Source organism: Streptomyces sp. NPDC031132 (assembly GCF_055570595.1).
This window is the reverse complement of sequence record NZ_JBVIGX010000014.1, coordinates 118,358-139,553: the sequence shown is the minus strand read 5'-3', so window position 1 is coordinate 139,553 and position 21,196 is coordinate 118,358. Positions and strand designations below refer to the sequence as shown.

General features: G+C 70.4%; 25 protein-coding genes. 21 read left to right on the top strand and 4 right to left on the bottom strand.

The window, feature by feature from the left end:
• Positions 1–148: 148 nt before the first annotated feature.
• Positions 149–598, bottom strand: a complete 450-nt coding sequence (locus ACZ49B_RS22275; protein ID WP_468308529.1) for a hypothetical protein — start codon at positions 596–598, stop codon at positions 149–151.
• Between the two features lie 283 nt (positions 599–881).
• On the bottom strand, positions 882–2,111 hold the full coding sequence (locus tag ACZ49B_RS22270) for a M6 family metalloprotease domain-containing protein (RefSeq protein ID WP_468308527.1): 1,230 nt from the start codon (positions 2,109–2,111) through the stop codon (positions 882–884).
• Positions 2,112–2,863: 752 nt separating this feature from the next.
• Here ACZ49B_RS22270 and ACZ49B_RS22265 point away from each other — a divergent pair.
• From ACZ49B_RS22265 to ACZ49B_RS22245, 5 genes are read left to right on the top strand one after another with little or no spacing between them, the layout of a single operon-like run.
• Complete coding sequence (locus tag ACZ49B_RS22265; protein WP_468308524.1) at positions 2,864–4,057, top strand: branched-chain amino acid ABC transporter substrate-binding protein; 1,194 nt, start codon at positions 2,864–2,866, stop codon at positions 4,055–4,057.
• 12 nt (positions 4,058–4,069) lie between these two features.
• Positions 4,070–4,963 carry a branched-chain amino acid ABC transporter permease gene (locus ACZ49B_RS22260; protein WP_468308522.1) on the top strand — a complete coding sequence of 298 codons (894 nt, stop codon included), beginning with the start codon at positions 4,070–4,072 and terminating at the stop codon, positions 4,961–4,963.
• Positions 4,963–6,000, top strand: a complete 1,038-nt coding sequence (locus ACZ49B_RS22255; RefSeq protein WP_468308520.1) for a branched-chain amino acid ABC transporter permease — start codon at positions 4,963–4,965, stop codon at positions 5,998–6,000. The genes ACZ49B_RS22260 and ACZ49B_RS22255 overlap by 1 nt, the downstream gene beginning before the upstream one ends.
• Positions 6,000–6,815, top strand: coding sequence for an ABC transporter ATP-binding protein (locus ACZ49B_RS22250; RefSeq protein WP_468308517.1), 816 nt, complete (start codon positions 6,000–6,002; stop codon positions 6,813–6,815). The genes ACZ49B_RS22255 and ACZ49B_RS22250 overlap by 1 nt, the downstream gene beginning before the upstream one ends.
• Positions 6,808–7,722 (top strand): ABC transporter ATP-binding protein, encoded by a 915-nt coding sequence (locus tag ACZ49B_RS22245; RefSeq protein ID WP_468308515.1) that lies wholly within the window; start codon positions 6,808–6,810, stop codon positions 7,720–7,722. The genes ACZ49B_RS22250 and ACZ49B_RS22245 overlap by 8 nt, the downstream gene beginning before the upstream one ends.
• On the opposite strand, the gene ACZ49B_RS22240 is transcribed toward ACZ49B_RS22245, so the two are convergent.
• A complete protein-coding gene (locus ACZ49B_RS22240) occupies positions 7,719–8,984 on the bottom strand; it encodes an amidohydrolase (RefSeq protein ID WP_468308512.1) in 1,266 nt (421 codons plus the stop codon). The two genes, ACZ49B_RS22245 and ACZ49B_RS22240, sit on opposite strands and share 4 nt — an antisense overlap.
• A gap of 76 nt (positions 8,985–9,060) precedes the next feature.
• Between ACZ49B_RS22240 and ACZ49B_RS22235 the strand changes: the two genes are divergently transcribed.
• From ACZ49B_RS22235 to ACZ49B_RS22210, 6 genes are all read left to right on the top strand, one after another.
• Complete coding sequence (locus ACZ49B_RS22235) at positions 9,061–9,675, top strand: carboxylate-amine ligase (RefSeq protein WP_468308510.1); 615 nt, start codon at positions 9,061–9,063, stop codon at positions 9,673–9,675.
• A gap of 45 nt (positions 9,676–9,720) precedes the next feature.
• Positions 9,721–9,870 (top strand): hypothetical protein, encoded by a 150-nt coding sequence (locus ACZ49B_RS22230; RefSeq protein WP_468308508.1) that lies wholly within the window; start codon positions 9,721–9,723, stop codon positions 9,868–9,870.
• 10 nt (positions 9,871–9,880) lie between these two features.
• Positions 9,881–10,006, top strand: coding sequence for a hypothetical protein (locus tag ACZ49B_RS22225; RefSeq protein ID WP_468308507.1), 126 nt, complete (start codon positions 9,881–9,883; stop codon positions 10,004–10,006).
• Positions 10,007–10,117: 111 nt separating this feature from the next.
• Positions 10,118–11,587 (top strand): aminotransferase class I/II-fold pyridoxal phosphate-dependent enzyme, encoded by a 1,470-nt coding sequence (locus tag ACZ49B_RS22220; protein WP_468308504.1) that lies wholly within the window; start codon positions 10,118–10,120, stop codon positions 11,585–11,587.
• Positions 11,588–11,867: 280 nt separating this feature from the next.
• Positions 11,868–14,108 carry a catalase gene (locus ACZ49B_RS22215; RefSeq protein WP_468308502.1) on the top strand — a complete coding sequence of 747 codons (2,241 nt, stop codon included), beginning with the start codon at positions 11,868–11,870 and terminating at the stop codon, positions 14,106–14,108.
• A gap of 185 nt (positions 14,109–14,293) precedes the next feature.
• Positions 14,294–15,340, top strand: coding sequence for a YihY/virulence factor BrkB family protein (locus tag ACZ49B_RS22210; RefSeq protein WP_468308500.1), 1,047 nt, complete (start codon positions 14,294–14,296; stop codon positions 15,338–15,340).
• 100 nt (positions 15,341–15,440) lie between these two features.
• Here the strand turns inward: ACZ49B_RS22210 and ACZ49B_RS22205 are convergent, their stop codons facing one another.
• Positions 15,441–16,193 carry a ZIP family metal transporter gene (locus ACZ49B_RS22205; RefSeq protein WP_468308707.1) on the bottom strand — a complete coding sequence of 251 codons (753 nt, stop codon included), beginning with the start codon at positions 16,191–16,193 and terminating at the stop codon, positions 15,441–15,443.
• 237 nt (positions 16,194–16,430) lie between these two features.
• Between ACZ49B_RS22205 and gvpO the strand changes: the two genes are divergently transcribed.
• From gvpO to ACZ49B_RS22155, 10 genes are read left to right on the top strand one after another with little or no spacing between them, the layout of a single operon-like run.
• On the top strand, positions 16,431–16,742 hold the full coding sequence (gvpO, locus tag ACZ49B_RS22200) for a gas vesicle protein GvpO (RefSeq protein WP_468308497.1): 312 nt from the start codon (positions 16,431–16,433) through the stop codon (positions 16,740–16,742).
• A gap of 36 nt (positions 16,743–16,778) precedes the next feature.
• The gene (locus tag ACZ49B_RS22195) at positions 16,779–17,207 is read left to right on the top strand and encodes a gas vesicle structural protein GvpA (protein WP_468308495.1); all 429 of its coding nucleotides are present in this window, start codon (positions 16,779–16,781) and stop codon (positions 17,205–17,207) included.
• Positions 17,204–17,923: a GvpL/GvpF family gas vesicle protein gene (locus ACZ49B_RS22190; protein WP_468308492.1), complete on the top strand. Its 720-nt coding sequence runs from the start codon at positions 17,204–17,206 to the stop codon at positions 17,921–17,923. The genes ACZ49B_RS22195 and ACZ49B_RS22190 overlap by 4 nt, the downstream gene beginning before the upstream one ends.
• 8 nt (positions 17,924–17,931) lie before the next feature.
• A complete protein-coding gene (locus ACZ49B_RS22185) occupies positions 17,932–18,168 on the top strand; it encodes a gas vesicle protein GvpG (protein WP_468308489.1) in 237 nt (78 codons plus the stop codon).
• The gene (locus ACZ49B_RS22180) at positions 18,165–18,683 is read left to right on the top strand and encodes a DNA primase (protein ID WP_468308487.1); all 519 of its coding nucleotides are present in this window, start codon (positions 18,165–18,167) and stop codon (positions 18,681–18,683) included. The genes ACZ49B_RS22185 and ACZ49B_RS22180 overlap by 4 nt, the downstream gene beginning before the upstream one ends.
• A complete protein-coding gene (locus ACZ49B_RS22175; protein WP_468308484.1) occupies positions 18,676–19,542 on the top strand; it encodes an SRPBCC family protein in 867 nt (288 codons plus the stop codon). Before ACZ49B_RS22180 ends, ACZ49B_RS22175 begins: the two co-directional genes overlap by 8 nt.
• On the top strand, positions 19,539–19,865 hold the full coding sequence (locus ACZ49B_RS22170) for a gas vesicle protein (protein WP_468308481.1): 327 nt from the start codon (positions 19,539–19,541) through the stop codon (positions 19,863–19,865). The genes ACZ49B_RS22175 and ACZ49B_RS22170 overlap by 4 nt, the downstream gene beginning before the upstream one ends.
• Positions 19,862–20,722, top strand: a complete 861-nt coding sequence (locus ACZ49B_RS22165) for a GvpL/GvpF family gas vesicle protein (RefSeq protein WP_468308479.1) — start codon at positions 19,862–19,864, stop codon at positions 20,720–20,722. The genes ACZ49B_RS22170 and ACZ49B_RS22165 overlap by 4 nt, the downstream gene beginning before the upstream one ends.
• Positions 20,719–20,907 (top strand): gas vesicle protein, encoded by a 189-nt coding sequence (locus tag ACZ49B_RS22160; RefSeq protein WP_468308477.1) that lies wholly within the window; start codon positions 20,719–20,721, stop codon positions 20,905–20,907. Before ACZ49B_RS22165 ends, ACZ49B_RS22160 begins: the two co-directional genes overlap by 4 nt.
• Positions 20,904–21,176, top strand: a complete 273-nt coding sequence (locus ACZ49B_RS22155) for a gas vesicle protein K (RefSeq protein WP_468308475.1) — start codon at positions 20,904–20,906, stop codon at positions 21,174–21,176. The genes ACZ49B_RS22160 and ACZ49B_RS22155 overlap by 4 nt, the downstream gene beginning before the upstream one ends.
• The last annotated feature ends 20 nt before the right edge of the window (positions 21,177–21,196 follow it).

Here is a 21,196-nt window from a genome sequence, read left to right as displayed (position 1 = left end):
ACCGCCTGCCTCGCGGACTCGCGGCACCGCGCCGGATTCCTCGGCGGTGCCCAGTCCCTGGTCGCAGTCACGGTATCCCCACCTCTCATACCTGAGCAAACCCTTGCAATCTGGAGCAGAGCGACGTCCGAGACGTGTTCGAGCGGTGTCATCCCACGAACCGCGGCACGGATGCTTCGACGGCATGGTCACCTTCGCGGGCCTGGGGCAGGAAGGGTTCGGCTGCGGGGCCGCCTTCGCCTTCGGCCCGTCCCAGGCGGTCGGCAGGCAGCTCCAGCACCTCGCATCCCTGTGCCCTGATCCATCGGATCGTCCCCCGTGCGGCCACGTCGTCCAAGGAAAGGACGAACGGCCCGGGAATGATCAGGACCTGGTAGTAACCGTGGGAGATCAGATCGAGCAGCCGCGTCCGCTGAGGCAGCGGTCCGCGCGACGGTCTGCCGTTGTCCACGTAGATGTGCGGCTCCGGCAGCCGGGAGTGCGCGGCGTGCCGCAGCAGTGCCTGGCGGTGGACCGCCATGTTCCACATGTCGCCGGGGTAGCAGCGCAGGTAGCCCGCCGCTACGGTCCATCCGCTCCCAAGATCGCGAGGGTCCACGTCTGCCTCCATCTCGATGGATGCCGGAGGACGGTCTGCGCCGGCCCGGCTCTGCCTCCAGCACACACCGTCGATCACCGCGGTATCAATGCGTACCGGCCCCCATCCCGGTGGCCGAAGGATGGGTATGGCGGGAAGAACGAGGCCGGCGTCCGGGCCCGCCGGCCACTGAACGTACGGCGCCCCACACGCTGAGTGCGGACCGCGTGAACCTCGGGTTCGCGGGGGTGGTGCGGTGGCGCGAGCCGCACCTCCACACCACCCCGGGTGAGCACCCGTGGGGTCACCACTTGACGGCGTTCACCGTGTCACCGTAGGCCCCCGAGGACTGGATGTTGAACGTTACGTTGCCGGCGGCGTCGTAGTAGCTCTGACCCGCTGTCCAGGCCATGTCCATGGCGGTGCAGCCTGCCGGGGGTGCGGCGGAGTTGGGGTTGGTCACCACCTGAACGGGGCCGTTGCCGGACGCCACGGCAGTGTTGACCTTGTAGATGACCACGCCGGTGGCGCAGGGGCTGGGGTCGTTGTGGGCGGCCCGTCTGGACTCGGCGACGATGGCGGTGGTGGCGCTGGTGCGGACGACCAGGAGTTTGCTGCCACCCGTGTACTCCACCGCGGTCAGCGCGACGGTGTTCTGGGTCTTCGCCTGGTGGACGCAGGTGACCTGGGCGTCCGTGATCCAGCCGTTCTTCCAGCTCATCCAGCCGAAGAACTGCGGCCCCCGGCCGTTGATGTTGCCCATGACGTCCCAGCCGCCCACGTAGCGGTGCTGGCTACCGCTCGAGGCGTAGAGGTCGGGCCACCCGAAGGTGTGGGAGGTTTCGTGGGCTGCGACCAGATGGCGGGTGTTCCAGGTCCACATGTCCGTGCCGAAGGTGACGGCCCACTTGACCGTCGTGCCGTTGATGCGGACGTTGCCGGGGTTGCTGGGCCACCAGTCCCAGGCGGTGGAGCGGTTGATCCACGAGTTGCTGGTCGGGATGATGTAGAACATGTCGTACGCCGCCAGGTTGGCGCCGGCATTGGCGGCCGCCTGGAGTGCGTCCCTCACGTACTGGCTGTGTTGTGCGTAGGTCGGGCTGTTCGGGAAGCCGTAGCTGTTGGAGTTCGACGGCATCCGTACCCACTGGTTCAACGGCGCCTGCATGCTCAGCCAGGTGTGGCCGTACGAGGCCTTCCACATCCAGTCGGCCGCAGGAGACAGGGTGTTGTGGTAGTCGGCGACGTTCCCGGCCCCGGCGGCATCGGGGAAGTCGACGTAGACCACCCCCACGTCGATCTGCTGCCCCGGCTGTTGGTACTGGGTGTAATCGGTCTGCTGCCCCACGTGCCGCCCCGCGATGGTTCCTTGCAGGGCGCAGGATGAGGTGCTCCCGTTGTATGCGAGGGCGCGATGGGAGGGGACGGCGAGCAGCGAGAGCACCGCGAGCAGGGTGGCCAGGACCATCAGGTGCAGGGAAGGCAGCGAACGCGAGCTTCGCCCTCTACGGACGGGCATGCGTGAGTTGGGCATGGGGGACCCCTCCAGGGGGATGGGGGATGGGGGATCTGGTTTCCGTCCGCGGCTCCCACGAGCTCCAGGAGTCGCGCGCAGTCCTGCGCTTGGACGGTCACCAGGCAGGGAGACGCGGAAGATCCGGCCTGTCGTTGGAGCGTGGCCGCTCGGACGGCAGGCGGGGAGGCCGAGTCGAGATCGGCGTTCGACGCAGGGGAAGGCCGGCCGAAGCCACCCTCCGGTTCATGAGAAGGCTGTTGTTGCGGGTGACGTCCGCACGTGTACAACCAGCCACGGGGTCGCCCCGGCGCTATCCGAACCCGTGGTTGAGTGGACGCACCGTACTACCGGGTCCCGGTCACGGCAATACGCCTCCTGAATTTCGACCTGCCGAGATGAAGGCGGACAGGGTCGGAGGTGGAAAGGCGCGGCACCGCAGGCTCACTTGACGGCCTGTCGCGAAAACACCTGAACTGTCATCCGCCCGGCGGCGTGTCGTACTGCTGCGGCGGGGCGCACGCCGTAGCCGTTCGTGCAGCCGTCACCGGGGCGGTCGATGAGGCCGTCGGGCCTGCGCCCAGCTCACGCCTGTGATCATCCGGGCCGGGTTCGGCGGATTGCGTTCGCTCTCACCTCTTGACCAACCGGGCACCCACACAGTGCAATATCACACATCACATGGGGCGAGTTCTCGCCACCCGGCTCCCGCCTGGCTTGTCCCGCATCCCCGCCACACCCTCTCCCCGGCAATGACTCCCCCTGGAGCACCCGTGAACAGACACGTCACCGCTCGGTCCTCCGCCTTCCGCAGATCCCGCCTCCCGGCACTGACCTTGGTCCTCACGACGGTCGCGCTGTCCACCACCGCCTGCAACGGACTGCTCGGCGGCGGAGCGGGCGGCGGTGGCGAAGGCCCGCTCGTCCTGGGCATGCACGTCCCACTGTCGGGAAGCAGCGCGGACGTCGGTCCCTCCATGAAGAACGGCGCACAGCTCGCTGTCGACGAGGTCAACGCCGCGGGCGGCGTGCTCGGCCGGAAGCTGCGTCTGCAGGTGGAGGACGACGCCTGCGATCCCAAGACCGCGGTCGCGGCAGCCAACAAGATCGTCGCTGCCGGCGCGACGGTCTCGGTCGGCGGCTACTGTTCCGGCGCGACGCTGCCCACGCTGCCGATCTTCGACAAGCGGAAGATCCCCATGATCATCCCAGCGGCCAACTCCAATGAACTCGTCGCCCAGCGCCTGAGACACGTCTTCCTCCTCAACGGGACCGGAAGCCAGCAGGCTGCCGCCGCCGTCGACTGGCTGACCAAGGACGGGGCCAAGAAAGTCGCCGTCATCGACGACAACACCAGCTACTCCAAAGACATCGCCGACCTCACGGCCGCCCGCCTGGGCACGGCGGGCGCACCGGCCAAGGCCACCGAGGAGACGGTCAACCCCGGCGAGAGCGACTACAGCCCGAACGTCACCAGCGTGCTGAAGTCGAACCCCGACTACATCTACTGGACCGGCTACTACCAAGAGGGGGGTCTGCTCATCCGCCAGTTCCGCCAGGCCGGCTACAAGGGCAAGTTCCTCATCGCCGACGGATCGGTCGACCCCAAGCTCGTCAAGATCGCAGGTGCCGCCGACAGCGAGGGCGTCTACGCGACCATGACGCAGACACCGCAGACCACCCCGGGAGCCGAAGGCTGGATCGCCTCCTACGAGAAGAAGTTCGGCTCCCCACCGGGTCCGTACTCCACCCAGTCCTACGACGCCGTGCGAGTCGCCGCCGAGGCCGTCAAGAAGGCCGGCAGCGCCGACGGGGACAAGATCACCGCAGCGCTCGAAGGCCTGAGCGGCTTCGCGATCTTCTCGGGCCCCCTGAAGTTCACCCCCGAACACACCCTGAGCAACGGCGGATTCGTGATCCTCGCCGTGAAGGACGGCGATTTCGTCTTGCAAGACTCCCTCAAGTAGCGCGGGGTTCCCATGGCACAGCTCATCTGGAACGGACTGTTCGTCGGCTCGTTCTACGCACTGGTCGCCCTCGGCTACAGCATGGTCTACGGGATCATCAAGCTGCTCAACTTCGCCCACGGCGACCTCTACATGCTCGGAGCGTTCTCCGGGTACGCGATGGTCGGCGTACTGGCCGCAGCCGTCCCAGGCGGCTCGCTGATCACCCTGTTGGTCGTGCTCGCACTGGCGATGCTGACGACGGGCCTCAGCGGAGTCGTACTGGAGCGGGTGGCGTACCGGCCGCTCCGCGGAGCGCCACGCCTCTCACTGCTGATCACCGCGGTCGGCGCGTCCTTCGCGCTGGAGTACGGCGTCCGCATCGTCGCCGGCCCCAACCCGCAGGTCTATCCGGTCCGCCTCGCCGGCGCGAGCGTGTCACTGCTCGGCGCCGAGGTCACCGTGCAGCAGATCGTCTTCATGGTGGTCGCCGTCGGACTGATGGTCGTCCTCAACACCCTGGTCCTGCACAGCCGACAGGGCCGAGCGATGCGCGCCATCGCACTCGATCCGAAAGCGTGCCTTCTGATGGGAGTGGACGTCGACGCGGTGATCTCTCGCACCTTCTTCATCGGGTCGGCCCTGGCGGGCGCTGCCGGTGTCATGTCCGGCGCCTACTACGGGAAGATCGACTTCCTGATGGGTTTCATCATCGGGCTCAAGGCATTCACCGCAGCTGTCATCGGCGGCATCGGCAACATGAAGGGCACCATGCTGGGCGCCTTGGTCCTCGGTCTCCTGGAGTCATTCAGCACCGACTGGTTCGGGGGCCAATGGCGGGACGTGTTCGCCTTCGGCTTCCTCATCCTCTTCCTGACCGTGCGGCCGACCGGCCTGCTCGGCGATCGTGTGACGGAGCGAGTGTGATGGCAGTCGTTCAGGACCCACCGGTCAAGCCCGTCCGGGGCCGGGGCCCCTCGTTCGTCACCCGACTGCTGGAGAGCAGAAGGGTGGGATGGGGCGGGCTGGCGATCGCCCTCCTCGCCCCGTTCGCCACCGCCACGCCCTACGCGCTCAACGTGATGACCAGCGCCGCCGTCTTCGTGATGCTCTCCGTCGGTCTGAACATCGTCGTCGGCTACTGCGGGCTGCTCGACCTCGGCTTCGCGGCCTTCCTCGCCGTCGGCGCGTACACGAGCGGTATCCTCGCGACGCGACTGGGAACCCCGCTCGTGGTCACCGTACCGGTCGTCATCGTGGTGACCGTGCTGGCCGGGGTGGTGATCGGAGGCCCGACGCTGCGGTTGCGCAGCGACTATCTGGCCATCGTGACCCTGGGATTCGGCGAGATCATCCGGATCGTCGCCAACAACCTGCACATCACCGGCGGCCCTTCAGGGATCTACGGCATCCCGGGCCTGTTCGGCGACAGCCTCTCCGGCCCGGTCGCCTTCTACTACGCCACCGTAGTGATCGTCGCCGCCGCGGTGCTGTTCGCCGCGCGGCTCGGCTGCTCCCGCATCGGCCGAGCCTGGCGGTTCATCCGCGAGGACGAGGACGCGGCCGAGGCGAGCGGGATCAACACCTACCGGGCCAAGTTGGCGGCCTACATCGCCGGTGCGGTGTGGGGTGGACTTTCGGGCGTGCTGTTCGCCGGCCAGTTGTCGGCGGTTTCCCCTGCGAGCTTCGGCTTCCTCCAGTCCGCACTCGTTCTGATGGCGGTCGTTCTGGGCGGCATGGGCTCGACCCGCGGCGTCGTCATCGGTGCCGTCTTCATCAGCCTGCTCCCGGAACTGCTGCGGGACTTGGCGGACTACCGCTTCTTCGCGTTCGGAGTGCTGCTCATCGTCGTGATGCTGCTCCGCCCACAGGGCCTGTGGCCACACCACTCGCGCGAACGCGCAAACGCGGCGGCGCCGAATACGGCTGGTCAGCGCGACGCTGCGACGAAGGAGGAAGGGTGATGCTCGAAGTACAGGACCTCCAGCTTGCCTTCGGCGGGATCCGCGCCGTCGACGGCCTCAGCTTCTCGGTCGGTGAGGGCGAGATCGTCTCCGTCATCGGCCCCAACGGAGCCGGCAAGACATCGGCGTTCAACTGCGTCAGCGGATTCTACCGGCCCAGTGGGGGCGCCGTCCGCCTTGCGGGGCAGGAGGTGACCGGCCTGCGTCCCTCGGCGATCGCTGCTCGCGGCCTGGCCCGGACGTTCCAGAACCTGCGTCTGTTCGGGGAGTTGTCCGTGCTGGACAACGTACGGGCCGGCACGCACCTGTGGTCGAAGCAGAGCTTTCTCGACGCGCTGCTGCACACGCCCCGCTACCGGAGGAGCGAAGGCGAGAGCACCGACGAGGCCCACAAGTGGTTGGACTTCGTCGGACTCCCCGGCGACCGGACAGGTCTCGTACGCCACCTGCCGTACGGCGCACAGCGACGGGTGGAGATCGCCCGGGCGCTGGCCCGGCGGCCGAAGCTGCTGCTGCTCGACGAGCCGGCCGCCGGGCTCAACCACGGAGAGAAGGCCGAACTGCTCAACCTGATCCGCCGGATACAGCACCTGGGTGTGGCGATCGCGCTCATCGAACACGACATGGGCCTGGTCATGGAGGTGTCCGAGCGGGTCGTCGTACTGAACTTCGGCAGGGAGATCGCGGACGGCGCTCCGGACGACGTACGGCGCAACCCCGCGGTCGTCGAGGCCTATCTCGGCAGGGACGTCGACGACGACGAAATCCGGGACGCGCGCGCCGGACTCTCGGAGAAAGGGGCGGACCGTGCTTGAGATCCATGGTCTCGACGTCAATTACGGCGGAGTGCGTGCACTGCGAGGGCTTGATCTGACGGTAGGTGACGGGGAGGTCGTTGCCCTGCTCGGCAACAACGGGGCCGGCAAGACCACCACACTGTCGGCCGTGTCCGCACTGGTGAGACCCGCAGCCGGCCGCATCGTGCACGCCGGTGAGGACATCACCAGGACCGCACCCCCTGCGATCGTCGAGCGCGGGGTGGTGCACGTTCCGGAGGGGCGGCGCATCTTCAGCACGCTGACCGTGCACGAAAACCTCCTGATAGGCGGGTATCTGGTGCGCAACCGCGCCGATCTCGCACGCAGGGTGGACGAGGTCTACGAGCTGCTGCCCCGGCTGGCCGAACGACGCGACCAGCAGGGGGGAACGCTGTCCGGCGGCGAACAGCAGATGCTCGCCATAGGCCGTTCCCTGGTCGCCCGCCCCCGCCTGCTGATGCTGGACGAGCCCTCCATGGGCTTGGCTCCCCTCATGGTCGCCGCGGTGATGCAGGTCATCAGGGACATCAACCTCAGCGGCACGGCGGTGCTCCTCGTCGAACAGAACGCCACCGCTGCACTGAAGGTCGCTCACCGGGGATACGTGATCGAGAACGGCAAGACCGTGTTGGAGGGGCGAGCGGCCGATCTGGCACGGGACGCGCGGGTCGCCGAGGCCTATCTGGGCAGGGTGGTGTCCAAGGAGGAAACCAAAGGCGCCGGAGCGGGTACCGGCGACAGCATCGGCCGCCGGGGCGAGGACCACGCGAAGAAGGGCAAGTCCAAGGACATCCACGACACCGGCGCCCGAGGCCGTTCGCAGCGCCCCAGCGGTACCAAAGACGCTTCCGCCTTCACCGGCGTGAACCCGCAGGACCCGCCCGACACACCCCGCCAGGGCTAGGGCCTGTCTTTCGGATCATGCCGGGCTCGCGGGGCTTGGCACGCATCTTCGCCTGCCCGGCGAGGCGATCCGAACCGCGTCTGCTGCTCCGGTCGCAGTTCGGCCCAGGCCGCTCGGGAGAACGCGCTGTCCAGCAGTACGTCGGCGGCCGTACACGCCAGGGCCCCGGCCGCGGCGACCATCGCCCGGCGTCCCCGCGGGCTCGCCGCCGCCTCGGCGAAATGCGGCGTGTGGTCCGAGGCGCCCTCGCCCGTGATCGCCACGAACGGATGCGCAGACGGGACACGGCCGCTCACGTCGCCGATGTCCGAGGACCCGAGATACACGCCGGGCGCGGGCTCCGTCACCTTGATGCCGGCGCGGCCGAGGTGGTGGGCGAGGCGGTCGGAGAGTGTCGTGTTGTTTCGGAAGTGCTCGTAGCCCGTTCCCACCGTGCTGACCTCGGTCGTGGTGCCCGTGGCGTGGGCGGTGCCCGCCGCGCAGGTCCTCAGGTCCTCCACCAAGAGCTTCAGGGCGTCCGTCGTCGCAGCGCGCAGGCCGAACAGGCCTTCCGCGTAGGCGGGGACCACGTTGGTGGCTTCGCCCCCCACCGTGACGATGCCCTGAACATGGGAACCGGCCGAAAGCCGCCGCCCGAGAACCGCGGTCGTGTTGAACAGTTGGATCAGCGCGGCGAGGGCATCGATGCCTTCGGTCGGGTTGCCGGTGGGGTGCGCCGCTCGGCCGCGGAAGCCGACCCGTACCTGTGTCTGCGCGGTCAAGGGCGCCCACGCCCAGTCGCGTACCCCTGGATGGAACATCAACGCCGCGTCCACCTCGTCGAAGACACCGGCGGCGGTCAGGGCGACCTTTCCGCCCCCGCGCTCCTCGGCCGGCGTCCCGACGGCCAGCACCTCGCCCGCGTGCCGTCCGAGCGCGGCACGCACCGCGAGGGCGGCGCCAAGGCCTGCGGCCGCGATCAGATTGTGGCCGCACGCGTGCCCCAGCTCCGGCAGCGCGTCGTACTCCAGCAGCAGCGCCACCCTGGGGCGGCCTCCCGCGCCGGACCGCGCGACGAAGGCGGTGTCGAGCCCCGCCGCACCGCGCTGCACGGAGAACCCACCCTCCTCCAGCTCGGAGGTGAGGAGCTCCGCCGCGTGGCGCTCCTCGTGGGCCGTCTCGGGGTGGCGGTGCAGGTCGCAACTCACCTCCCACAGCCGGTCAGCCCTCGCCGCCACGTCGGCGCTCACCGCGGCGTAGACCTCTTCGAGACGATGGGACACCTCAGCACCTCCCCAGTCGGGACGAGTCCCGCTTGCCCGGTCAGGAGGGACGAAAACCGCCGCTGCGTATTTGCTCGTGGACCCGGATGCCGGGCTGCCCGCCGCCCGCTCGGAAGAGGTCCGCCGCGCGGCCGGGCTCAGCCCGCTGACCGAGCGCGGGGAGGTGCAGAGCGAGCTGCTCCAGGCCCAGGTCGAAGTGGCCACGCCGGTGTGTTCCGGCCTGGAGGAGGTGCGCGGGCACCTCCTGCGGCTGCGCCAAGCGGTGGCCTCGGCCGCCGAGGCGAACGGCTGCCGGACCGCTTCCACGGGCGCGGCTCCACTGCGCAGCGCCGGCCGCGTGCCCGTAACGCCGAAGCTGCGCTGTCTGAGGATGGAGGGGGCAGCTCGGCAACTCGTCGACGAACAGTTGACCTGCGAGATGCACGTCCATGTGGCCGTCCCGGACCCCGAGACGGGTGTGGCGGTGCTGAACCGGATCCGGGGCCGGCTGCCGACCCTGCTGGCCGTGTCGGTCAACTCGCCGCTGTGGGACGGGCAGGACACGGGGTTCGCGAACCGGCGGACCATCGTGTTCGGCCGCCGGCCGGTCAGCGGACCGCCGCCGTACTTCGCCGGCCTCGCGGACTACGAAGACCGGTTGGAGGCGCCGGTGGGGTCAGGGGTGATCGCCGACAAGGGCCAAGCCTACTGACAGGCTCGCCTCTCGGAACGCTACCCGACGGTGGAAGTGCGGTGCATGGACGTCCGGCTCCGTGCCGACGACGCCGTCATGCTCGCCGGTGTCGTACGCGGCCTGGTCGCGACGGCGATCGCCGAAGAGAAGGCGGGCGCCCCCGAGCCGGAGTGCGCGGCGGAGCTGGTGCAGGCCGCCAACTGGCACGGGTGACCTGCGCCAGGTGAACGCCCACCCGCACCGGCTCCTGCGCGACAGCGCCGCGGCCGACCGCCAGCGCTGCGCCGTGAGGAAGGGCGGCTTCCCCGCGCTGGTCGACCTGATGGCCGCAGCGGAGCGCTCGGGCTGAGACCGCCGTCGCCCGACCGGAACCGGGCGACGGCCGCAAGCCGGACCTCTGTGCCTGCCGGCGCGTGAGGTGTCCGTTTTCGCCCGGCGCCGGAAGGGCAGACGCCGGAACATGGACCAATCGAAGACTCCCGTACTCGATGCTCTGGCCGCCTACCACGAAAAGGGTCAGACCCCCTTCACCCCGCCCGGGCACAAGCAGGGCCGCGGCGCCGATCCCCGGGTGCGCGCGGTGCTCGGGGACGCGGTGTTCCGGTCCGATGTGCTGGCCACGAGCGGCCTGGACGATCGGACGTCCTCCCAGGGCGTCGTGGAGGAGGCGCAGGAGCTCATGGCGGATGCCGTCGGGGCCCAACATGCCTTCTTCTCCACCTGTGGGAGTTCTCTCTCGGTGAAGTCGGCCATGCTTTCTGTTGCCGGGCCGCACGAAAAGCTGCTGGTCGGGCGGGACGCCCACAAGTCCGTCGTCTCGGGCCTCATCCTCTCGGGCATCCGCCCGGTGTGGGTGGATCCGCGGTGGGACGCCGAACGGCACCTGGCACATCCGCCTTCGGCCGAGGCCTTCGAAGCGGCCTTCGCCGAGCACCCCGACGCCCGCGGCGCCCTCGTGACTTCGCCGACCCCCTACGGCACCTGCTCGGACCTCGCCGCCATCGCCGAGGCCTGCCATCGACGGCACAAGCCCGTCATCGTCGACGAAGCCTGGGGAGCGCACCTGCCCTTCCACCCCGATCTGCCCACCTGGGCCATGGACGCGGGCGCCGACGTCTGCGTCACCTCGGTCCACAAGATGGGCTCCGGCCTGGAACAGAGTTCGGTGTTCCACCTCCAGGGGGACCTGGTCCGGCCGGAAGTACTCAAGAGCCGTGAAGACCTGCTCGGTACCACCAGCCCGTCCGTCCTCGTGTACGCGGCCCTGGACGGGTGGCGCCGCCAGATGGTCGAGCACGGCAAGGAGCTCTATGACGATGCTCTGGCCCTGGCCGAGCAGATCCGGGGCCGGATCTCCCGTATCGACGGCATGCGGGTGCACGGTCGCGAGGACTTCTGCGGCCCGGGCAGGGCGGCGGACATGGACCCCCTGCAAGTGATCATCGACATCAGCGCGTGGGAGGTCACCGGTTACCGGGCAGCCGACTGGTTGCGCCGCCATCACCGCATCAACCTCCACCTCGCCGACCACCGCCGCATCAGCGCCCAGCTCACACACGCCGACGACGCCCGGTCGGTCGACATCCTCCTGCGCGGGCTGACCGATCTGGCCGCGCACGTGCCGGAACTCCGTACGGGGCAGCCCGTGGAGGTGCCCACACCGTCCGGTCTTCGGCTCGAACAGGCGGTCCTGCCCCGCGACGCCTTCTTCGGCCCGACCGAGCAGGTGCCGTGGGAGGACGCGGAGGGCCGGATCGCTGCCGAGATGCTGACCCCCTACCCGCCGGGCATTCCCGCCGCTCTGCCCGGGGAACGCCTCGACGGCGCCGTCCTGCGCTACCTCCGCTCCGGGGTCGAGGCAGGCATGGTCGTACCCGACGCGGTCGACACGAAGGTCACCAGCATCCGCGTACTGCGCGAGGACGGCTGATCCCGCAACGCAGCGACCTCCCGGAGGCGCAGGGGGCGCGTGGCGATCACCGCGTGCGGGCGGCCCGCCAACGACCGACCCGCACCCTTATGGGATGGATTCGAACTGATTCGTGGGGGTTCATCAGCATATAAGGGGTATGTGCCGTGCATCCTGGACTCGGCATCGGACGCCATCGGGAACGCTCGCCGAGGCGGGCGGGAACCCGCACGCGTTCGGCCGCAGTGGCCCCGCGCCCGTGTGTCCAGGCGTCCCCCCGACCCGCCCCTCAGGAGAAGTGATGACCACTGAACACTCCGACGCAGCCCGTCACACGAGCGGAAGCGGTCTGCCGGGCAAGCCGGGTTCCGTGTCCCCGACCGTGGCCGAGCCCGCTCAGCCCGCAGAGCCGCTACCACCGAAGCCCGACCAGACCGGTCCGGAGACCGTAAGCCCGACCGGGCAGGCCACCGGGGCGGACCAGGCGCGCACGGCGCAGAGCGGCGCGTACCTGACGACCGCGCAGGGCGCCCGGTTGTACGACACCGACCACACCCTGAAGGCCGGGGCGCGGGGGCCCGTCCTGCTCCAGGACCACCACCTGCGCGAGAAGATCACGCACTTCGACCACGAGCGGATCCCGGAGCGCGTGGTGCACGCCCGCGGCGCCGCCGCCCACGGCGTTTTCCAGGGGTACGGCACTGCGTCGGAAGTGAGCAGGGCGGCGTTCCTGGCGAAGGACGTGGAGACCCCGGTGTTCGTCCGCTTCTCCACCGTCCTCGGCTCCCGCGGCTCCGCGGACACGGTGCGGGACACCCGGGGGTTCGCGACGAAGTTCTACACCGACGAGGGAACCTTCGACCTCGTCGGGAACAACATCCCGGTGTTCTTCATCCAGGACGCGATCAAATTCCCCGACGTCATCCACGCAGGGAAGCCGCACCCCGACCGGGAGATTCCGCAGGCCCAGAGCGCCCATGACACCTTCTGGGACTTCGTGTCGCTCCACACCGAAGCGACCCACCACACCCTGTGGAACATGTCCGACCGCGGCATCCCGCGCTCCTTCCGCATGATGGAGGGCTTCGGCGTCCACACTTTCCGGCTGGTCAACGCGGCCGGTGAGACCGTACTGGTGAAGTTTCACTGGAAGCCGAAGCTGGGCGTCCACTCCCTCGTCTGGGAGGAGGCGCAGCTGATCAACGGCATGGACCCGGACTTCCACCGGCGGGACCTCTTCGACGCCATCGAGTCGGGCGCCTTCCCGCAGTGGGAGCTGGGCATCCAGGTGTTCCCCGACACCCCGGACCAGACGTTCGAGGGGATCGACCTCCTGGACCCCACCAAGATCGTGCCCGAGGAACTGTCCCCGGTGCAGCCCGTCGGACTGATGACCCTGAACGCCAACACGAAGAACTACTTCGCCGAGACCGAACAGGTCGCCTTCCACCCCGGCCACCTCGTGCCCGGCATCGACGTCACGGACGACCCGCTTCTCGCGGGCCGCCTGTTCTCCTACCTCGACACCCAGATCAGCCGGCTCGGCGGCCCGAACTTCGGACAGATCCCGATCAACCGTCCGCACGCCCCCGTCAACGACATGCTCCGCGACGGCATGCACCAGACCGCCGTACACACCGGTGTCGCCCCGTACCGGCCCAACAGCCTCGACGGCGGCTGCCCCTTCCTCGCCGGTGCCGACGCGGGCGCCTACCTCGAGACACCCGTCCACGTGCCGGCCGCGACCAAGGTCCGAGAGGCACCGGCCTCGTTCTCGGACCATTTCGGCCAACCACGGTTGTTCTGGCTCAGCATGAGCCCGACGGAGCGCGAACACATCATCGCCGCTTACACCTTCGAGTTGAACAAATGCTTCGAGCAGGCGGTCAAGGAACGCGTCCTCACCGTGCTCGCGAACATCGACCCCGAGCTGTGCGAACAGGTCGCCGCGGGTCTCGGCCTGCCCGCACCCGAGGCCACCGTCCCCCTGGAGTCGGCCGAGGCGAGTCCGGCCCTGTCGCAGATCGGCGGGACGTGGCCGACCGAGGGCCGGGTGATCGGTATCGTCGCGGGCGAGACGGCCGACCTGGACGGCGTACGAGCAGCGCGGCAGGCTGTTCTGGACGGCGGCATGGTGCCGCTCGTCATTGCACCGGCCGGCGGCACGCTCGGTGCGCACGGGGATCCCGTCGCCGTCCAGCGGACGTTCGCCACGGCACGCTCCACCGAATTCGACGCCCTCCTCTTCGCGGGGGCCCCCGCGCCCGCTCCCGACGCCCACGGGGCCCGCGACGCCAAGGCCGGGGGCCCGGCAGCCGGAAGCATCGACCCGCGGGTGAGCCTCCTGCTCGCCGAGGCGTACCGACACGGCAAGGCCGTCGGAGGCTGGAACGAGCCCTCGGTACTCCTCGAAGCCGTCGGCATCACGCCGGGCGCGCCCGGCGTCATCGTTGCCGAGAGCGCCACGGAGGCCGTGTCGGAAACGACCGCGCTCCTGGCCGGCCACAGGGTCTGGGACAGGTTCCCGCCCGCGGTCGGCTGATCGCCGACTCCCGCGGACCGAGGCGGCGGCCGGGCCGGTGGCCGCGCTCGCGCCGATTCCGGGAGCGATGGACGGGCGCGGTGGCGCCCTGCGCCCCTGTACCCGCCCGGTCGGCGTCCGTCCGGGCCCTTGGCCCGCCCCGGACGGGCATGTTTGCCGTGGACGGGACAGGACAGTCGCCTGACATGAAGGACAACCCGGCTCCCGCGGACAGGGACAAGCGCAAGGACGGCCGCCGACCCGGACCCGAGCAGGACCCCGGTCCGGGCCCCGAAGTGGAGCGCAACGCGCCCGACGAGCCCACGGAACTCCCCAAGAAGTCCTGGTCGGCCGTGCTGAAACGGACGTTCAAGGAGTTCCAGGACGACGAGCTGGCCGACCGCGCCGCCGCGTTGACCTACTACAGCGTCCTGTCACTGTTCCCCGCCCTCCTGGTCCTGGTCTCCCTGCTGGGAGTCGCCGGGGCGTCCGCCACCCGTTCCGTCCTGGACAGCCTCCAGCGGCTGACCCCCGGCGCCGCGCGGGACATCGTCTCCGGCGCGGTCCGCCAGCTCCAGGGCGGTACGGGGACCGGGTCCCTCCTGGCGGTCGTGGGCCTGATCGTCGCGGTGTGGTCCGCCTCCGGGTACATCGCGGCGTTCATCCGGTCCTCCAACGCCGTCTACGACATGCCGGAGGGCCGGCCCGTGTGGAAGGTGCTGCCCCTACGGCTGGCGCTCACCGTCGGACTGATGGTCATGGCGGCGGCGAGCGCCTTGATCGTGGTGTTCACCGGCAGCCTCGCCCGCCGCGCGGGGGACGCCCTGGGGCTCGGCGAAACCGCGGTCACCGTGTGGTCGATCGTGAAATGGCCCGTGCTGGTGCTCCTGGTCACCATCATGATCGCGTTGCTGTACTGGGCCGCCCCGAACGCCAAGGGGCGCGGCTTCCGCTGGGTCACCCCGGGCAGTTTCCTCGCGCTGTTGATCTGGATGGCCGCCTCCGCCGCCTTCGCCCTGTACGTGGCCAACTTCGGCTCGTACAACAAGACGTACGGCACCCTGGCCGGCGTCATCGTCTTCCTGATCTGGCTGTGGATCACCAATCTGGCCATTCTCCTGGGCCTGGAGTTCGACGCCGAGATGAGCCGCGAGCGCGCCATCGTCGGCGGACTTCCCGAAGAGGACGAGCTGTACGTGGAGCCGCGCGACACCCGGGAGTGGAGCGAGGAGGAGAAGCGGCGCGCCCGGTGACCGGGCGGCGCCCGCACTCCCGCGGGGCACCGACGGCCGCTGACGTCGTCGCCGGAGCGGCCGTCGTGCTTGGCCGGCTCCTTCCTGGCCCGCACGGCGCTCAGGCGGTGTGGGACAGGGCGAAGGCCGTGACGAAGCCCAGGACCGTGGTGAGCCCGGCGAGGAGGTGCGCCTCCTCGAAGGCCTCCGGGATCATCGTGTCCGCGACCATCGCGAGGATCGCCCCGGCCGCCACCGCGGTGATGGCCGCCATCCACGTACCGGAGGCTCCGCCCAGGAAGGCGTAACCGGCGAGCGCGGCGAAGCCGGACACCACCGCGATGGCAGACCACAGGGTGAAGACGTACGCACGGCTGCGGCCCGCGCGCTTCATCCCCGCCGCACTGGCCATCCCCTCCGGGACGTTGCTGATGAACACGGCGGCGACGGTGGCCACGCCGACGCTCCCCCCACCCAGCAGGCTCGTGCCGATGACCACCGACTCGGGGATCCCGTCGAGCAGGGCGCCGAGCGCGATGGCGTTCCCGGAGCCGGGCTGCTGCTGTTCGGAGGGCTGGCGGGTGCCCGAGCGCTTGCGGTGCCTGGCGCCGTGCCGGGCCAGGACCACGTTGGCCAGGGAGTACACGGTCGCCCCGGCCACCGCACCGCCGGCGGTCGGCAGGACACCCCCCTGCTCGTAAGCCTCCTGCACCAGTTCGAAGGACACGGCCGAGATCAGCACTCCGCTGCCGAAGGCCATGACCAGTGCGATCCACTGGGCCGGGACCCGGAACAGCGAGCCGGCCGCGGCGCCCGCCAACAGGGCCGCTCCCGCGAACAGCCCCCACCCACCGGCAATCAGCGCTCCCGCCATGGCCCGTCCCTTCGTGTCGTCGTCGCTCGTCACTCCCGCCCCTGCCCCGGGAACGGATGTCGACCCGTTCCCGGGGCAGGGGCGGGGACTGGGCCCGCCAACAGGCCTGTGGGCGAGGGGCGTTGGACGGCCGTCGGAACGACTCCGGACGACGCGTACGGAGACTCGCGTTCGATTCGGTTGCAGGCCAAGGGGTTTGGCGGTGGGAGGACCGGCCATACGCAGCAGGAGGAAGTCATGACTGACACGTCCCACAACGGAACACCGAAAGAGGCGGAGAAGGAGCGGCCGCTGTCGGCCGCCCGCGTCATCCGTACGGCGATCGACCAACTGTCGGAACTGCTGCGCCTGCCCGTCGAGTCCGTCAGCTCCTGCGAGCGCGCCGAGGACGGCGCCTGGCAGCTGTCGGTCGAGGTCCTCGAACTCTCCCGGATCCCCGACACGACGAGCCTGCTGGCGTCGTACGACGTCGAGCTCGATTCGGCCGGCGAACTGCTCGGCTACCGGCGCACCCGCCGCTACGAACGGGGGCGCGCGGACCGAAGGTGATCCCGTCCGCCTCCCACACGAGAGGGAACCGGAACAATGACTGTCGTCCCTGCCCAGTCCGCGCCGACCGCCTCAGGAGGCGGTTCCAGCGGCCTGTACGACGTCCTGGAACTCGTCCTCGACCGCGGTCTGGTGATCGACGCGTTCGTGCGGGTCTCCCTGGTCGGCATCGAGATCCTGAAGATCGACATCCGGGTCGTCGTGGCCAGCGTGGACACCTATCTGAGGTTCGCCGAGGCCTGCAACCGCCTGGACCTGGAAGCCGGCCCGCGCAAGAGCCCCGGCCTCCCCGACCTGGTCGGCGAGATCACCGAGTCCGGAGCCCGCGGCAAGTCCAAGGGCGCGCTCAGCGGAGCCGCGGAGGCCGTCTCCGACGCGTTCCACCAGGCCCGCGGCGAGGCCGAGGAGAAGACCGAGAGCCGGCCGCGCCGGCGCACCGCCACCCGACGGGAGGAGAAGGAATGAGCACCTACGTCTACGGGATCACCCGCGCCTCCCAGCAGCTGCCCGAGGAACTCGCGGGCATCGGCGAGCCGGCCCTGCCGGTCCGGACCGTACGCAGCGGACGCCTGTTGGCCCTGGTCAGCGATGCGCCGGCCGAACTCAAGGCCAAGCGGCGCGACCTGTTGGCGCACCAGCGCGTCGTCATCCAGGCGGGGGTCGGCGGGCCCGTCCTGCCGCTGCGCTTCGGCGGCGTTTCCCCCGACGACGAGACGGTCGCCGCCATCCTCGGCCAGCACGAGAGCAGCTACCTCGAACGGCTCGAAGCCCTCGAGGGCAAGGACGAGTACAACGTGAAGGTCACCCACGACGAACAGGCGGTCCTGTACGAGGTGCTGTCCACGCATCCCGAACTGGCGGCCCGGCACCAGGCCAACCGCGCGGCAGGAGGTGGGAGTTACGACCAGCGCCTGGAGTTCGGCGAGCTGATGGCCAAGGCGGTGAAGGAACGCGAGAGGGCGGACGCGCTGCTGATCGAGTCCGCCCTCACCCCGCCGGCGGCCTCGCTGCGACGCGGACCGGAGAGCGGCGGCTGGCTGGCGAACCTGTCGTTCCTGGTCGAACGGGAGCAGCGGGAGAAGTTCCTCGAGGCGGTCCGTGCGCTGGCCGAGCAGCACGAGCACCTGCAGGTGCAGATCACCGGCCCGCTGCCCGCGTACAGCTTCGCCGACGCGAGCTGAGCGCCGCGATGGGGCTGCTCACGGAAGTACTGCTGCTGCCGGCCGCTCCGATCCGCGGCACCGCATGGGTGCTGCGGCAGGTCGTGGCGGAGGCGGAGCGGCAGTACTACGACCCCACCGTCGTCCAGCGGGAGCTGGCGCAGCTCGTCGCCGCGTTCGAGGCGGGCGAGATGGACGAGGCCGAGTTCGACCGCCGGGAGGACGAGCTCCTGGACCGACTGGAAGGCAGGGTGCGACCGCAATGAACAACCGGATGGCGATCGGGCTGGCCGTGGGCGCCGGCTACGTGCTCGGCCGCACCAGGAAGGCCAAGCTCGCCCTCGGACTGGGGGCGCTGGTCGTGGGCATACGGCTCACTCCCGACGCCGCGGCCGTGGGTTCCTTCCTCGGCGACCGGCTGGGCGACCACCCCCGGTTCAAGGACATGCGCGGGCAACTGCGCGAGGACCTGGCAGGGGTGGGGTCGGCGGCCGTCGGAGCGCTGGTGGACCGGCAGCTCGAGGCGGTCGCCGACCGGCTGCACGCGCGTACGCTCGGCGTGCAGGACCGGCTGTCCGGGAGCGGGAAGGCCGGCTCCGCGGAGCCGGCCCGCAAGCCCGCGGCCAAGGCAGCAGCCAAGTCCACGAGCAGGTCCAACGGCACGTCGACGAGCAGGTCCAACGGCAGGTCCACGAGCAGCTCCGCGGGCGGCCCCGCGCGAACGGCGCGCACGGCCAAGCGCACCGGCGCCCGCAAGGCGGAGGACGGCGACGATGGCTGAGGGCGCGCCGGCCCGGCTCGGCGACAGCCCCGCCGCGGACCGGCTCAAGGAGGAGTGGGAGGGCTACCTGGCGGCCCAGGCCCAGCGTCTGCTGGTCGTGACCGGCAGGGTTCTGGGCCGGTCCGTCGTGGTGCTGAAGGACATGGCCGAGGGGAACAGCCCGGCGCTGAAGGCCGTCGCCCTCGACGGTGCGCGCAGGATCGCGCGCGGCAGCAGCCCGGCCAGGGCCACGGTCGAGGTGGCTGCCTCGCGGCTGAGGGACCGGGGCCTGCGGGCGCTGCGCGAGCGGGTCCGCTCCGGCGGCGCCGGCAGGCGCCGTCCCTCGGTCGTCCTCGCATCCGTCGACGTGGGAGTGCCCGTGAAGGACGCCTACGACGAGTGGACCCGCCCCCGCGATGTCCTCCGGTTCGCGCAGGGCGCCACCGAGGAGGTCCCCGACGTACGGATCGCCTGGACCTCCGAGGGCGACGGGGCAGCCGTCCGCGGCGCGGTGACCTTCCACGAACTCGCCGCCGACCTCACCCGCATCCTGGTGACCGTCGAGTACCACCCGCACGGGCTGCGGGAGCGGGTCCGCACGGCGGTCGGGGTCCGGCACCGCCGCGTCCGGCGGGACCTCCGGGACTACGCCCGCCTCCTGGCCCTGGAGGAGGAACCCCCCGAGGCCCCACGCGACGCCCCGACCGACGACGGCGCCGAGGAGTTCGAGGAGTTCGAAGAGTCCGAGGACCCGGAGGGCTTCGACGAGCCCGAGGCGTACGACGAGTACGACGAGACCTACGAGGAAGAGGACGTGGACGACTTCCCGGTGGACGACCTCCCCGCGGACGAGGACGCCGAAGGGCGGGGGCGGACATGACCATGCCCTCCGGGCTGGCGCGCCCCTACGACGACAACAGCAGCGCCAACCTCGCCGACATCCTCGAACGCGTCCTGGACAAGGGCGTGGTCATCGCCGGCGACATCCGCATCAACCTGCTCGACATCGAGCTGCTGACGATCAAGCTCCGGCTGGTGGTGGCATCGGTCGACCGGGCCAAGGAGATGGGCATCGACTGGTGGGAGCAGGACCCCGCCCTCTCCTCCTCGGCGCGGCACACCGAACTCGGCCACGAGAACGAACAGTTGCGCCGACGCATCGCCGAGCTGGAGACCAGGCAGGAGCAGACGGAGCGGTCATGAACAACGACGACGGCGCAACCCCCCAGGACGGCCACCGCGACGGCACCCTGCTGTACGTCTACACGGTCGTCGAGGCATCGGCCCGCGACGCCCTCCCCGACCTCCCACCGCCCCTGGGCGGCGGCCTGTGCCTCGTGGAGCACGCACAGCTCGCGGCCGTGGTCGAGCCGGTCGACCCGCGCCACTTCGACGAGGAACCGCTGCGCGCCCAACTGGAGGACCTCGAACGGCTGTCCGCGCTGGCCCGCGCGCACCACAGCGTGGTGGCCGCGGTCGGTGAGCGCACCACGACGGTCCCGCTGCAGCTGGCGACGCTCTGCCGCGGGGAGGAGAGCGTGTGCCGCCTGCTGGAGGAGGTCCACCCGCAGCTCACCGCCACGCTCGCGCGCATCGCCGGGGCGCAGGAGTGGGGGGTCAAGGTCTACGCCGACGACTCGGGCGCTCCGCCGCCGGATCCGCCGCCGGCGCCCACGCTCACCCCCGGAGGCCCGCAGGCCGCAGGGCCGGAGGGCGGTTCGGCGGGGCGCGATTACCTGCGCCGTCGGCTGAAGGACCGCCGCACGCGGGAGACCGCGGCGGAACAGGCGGCGCGTACCTGCGAGGACGTCCACCGGACGCTCTCCGGGTACGCCTCCGCAGCGGTGTTGCACCCGCCCCAGCAGCCCCAGTTGTCCGGGGCGGCCGGGCGCAACGTCCTCAACGCCGCCTACCTCGTCCCCGTGCACGCCCGCCAGGACTTCATCGACGCCGTCGCCTCCGCGCAGGCGCTGCCCCCCGGGCTGCGCCTGGAGGTCACCGGCCCCTGGGTGCCCTACTCCTTCACGGCGGGCGACCGGGGCGGGGCGCCCGCCTCATGACGGGGCAGCAGCAGGAGGTCGCTCTGGTCGACCTGCTCGACCGGCTGCTGGCGGGGGGCGTCGTCCTGGCCGGCGACATCACCCTGCGCATCGCGGACGTGGACCTCGTGCGCATCGACCTCAAAGCCCTGATCAGTTCCGTCAACGACGCCGTACCCTCCCCCTGGAAGCAGGTGGCCCCATGAGCCGGCCCCAGCGGGTCGAACTCGACCCCGACACCGTCGAACGCGACCTGGCCCGCCTGGTCCTGACCGTCATCGAGCTGCTGCGGCAGCTGATGGAACGGCAGGCCCTGCGGCGCGTGGAGTGCGGCGACCTCAGTGAGGAGCAGGAGGAGCGGCTCGGCCTGACCCTCATGCTCCTGGAAGACCGCATGGGGCTGCTGCGCAGCCGGTTCGGGCTCACCCCCGAGGACCTCAACCTCGATCTCGGGCCGCTCGGCAGGCTTCTGTAAAGGTTTAACGGGGGCGGATG

Excerpts from the sequence above, each read along its gene's own strand:
- ACZ49B_RS22190 (WP_468308492.1), top strand. The coding sequence starts at position 17,204 with ATGAGCACCTACGTCTACGGGATCACCCGCGCCTCCCAGCAGCTGCCC.
- ACZ49B_RS22210 (WP_468308500.1), top strand. The coding sequence starts at position 14,294 with ATGAAGGACAACCCGGCTCCCGCGGACAGGGACAAGCGCAAGGACGGC.
- ACZ49B_RS22260 (WP_468308522.1), top strand. The coding sequence starts at position 4,070 with ATGGCACAGCTCATCTGGAACGGACTGTTCGTCGGCTCGTTCTACGCA.
- ACZ49B_RS22250 (WP_468308517.1), top strand. The coding sequence starts at position 6,000 with ATGCTCGAAGTACAGGACCTCCAGCTTGCCTTCGGCGGGATCCGCGCC.
- ACZ49B_RS22195 (WP_468308495.1), top strand. The coding sequence starts at position 16,779 with ATGACTGTCGTCCCTGCCCAGTCCGCGCCGACCGCCTCAGGAGGCGGT.
- ACZ49B_RS22270 (WP_468308527.1), bottom strand. The coding sequence starts at position 2,111 with ATGCCCAACTCACGCATGCCCGTCCGTAGAGGGCGAAGCTCGCGTTCG.
- ACZ49B_RS22185 (WP_468308489.1), top strand. The coding sequence starts at position 17,932 with ATGGGGCTGCTCACGGAAGTACTGCTGCTGCCGGCCGCTCCGATCCGC.
- ACZ49B_RS22175 (WP_468308484.1), top strand. The coding sequence starts at position 18,676 with ATGGCTGAGGGCGCGCCGGCCCGGCTCGGCGACAGCCCCGCCGCGGAC.
- ACZ49B_RS22205 (WP_468308707.1), bottom strand. The coding sequence starts at position 16,193 with ATGGCGGGAGCGCTGATTGCCGGTGGGTGGGGGCTGTTCGCGGGAGCG.
- ACZ49B_RS22180 (WP_468308487.1), top strand. The coding sequence starts at position 18,165 with ATGAACAACCGGATGGCGATCGGGCTGGCCGTGGGCGCCGGCTACGTG.
- ACZ49B_RS22220 (WP_468308504.1), top strand. The coding sequence starts at position 10,118 with ATGGACCAATCGAAGACTCCCGTACTCGATGCTCTGGCCGCCTACCAC.
- ACZ49B_RS22155 (WP_468308475.1), top strand. The coding sequence starts at position 20,904 with ATGAGCCGGCCCCAGCGGGTCGAACTCGACCCCGACACCGTCGAACGC.
- ACZ49B_RS22170 (WP_468308481.1), top strand. The coding sequence starts at position 19,539 with ATGACCATGCCCTCCGGGCTGGCGCGCCCCTACGACGACAACAGCAGC.
- ACZ49B_RS22215 (WP_468308502.1), top strand. The coding sequence starts at position 11,868 with ATGACCACTGAACACTCCGACGCAGCCCGTCACACGAGCGGAAGCGGT.
- ACZ49B_RS22255 (WP_468308520.1), top strand. The coding sequence starts at position 4,963 with ATGGCAGTCGTTCAGGACCCACCGGTCAAGCCCGTCCGGGGCCGGGGC.
- ACZ49B_RS22160 (WP_468308477.1), top strand. The coding sequence starts at position 20,719 with ATGACGGGGCAGCAGCAGGAGGTCGCTCTGGTCGACCTGCTCGACCGG.
- gvpO (WP_468308497.1), top strand. The coding sequence starts at position 16,431 with ATGACTGACACGTCCCACAACGGAACACCGAAAGAGGCGGAGAAGGAG.
- ACZ49B_RS22165 (WP_468308479.1), top strand. The coding sequence starts at position 19,862 with ATGAACAACGACGACGGCGCAACCCCCCAGGACGGCCACCGCGACGGC.
- ACZ49B_RS22230 (WP_468308508.1), top strand. The coding sequence starts at position 9,721 with ATGGACGTCCGGCTCCGTGCCGACGACGCCGTCATGCTCGCCGGTGTC.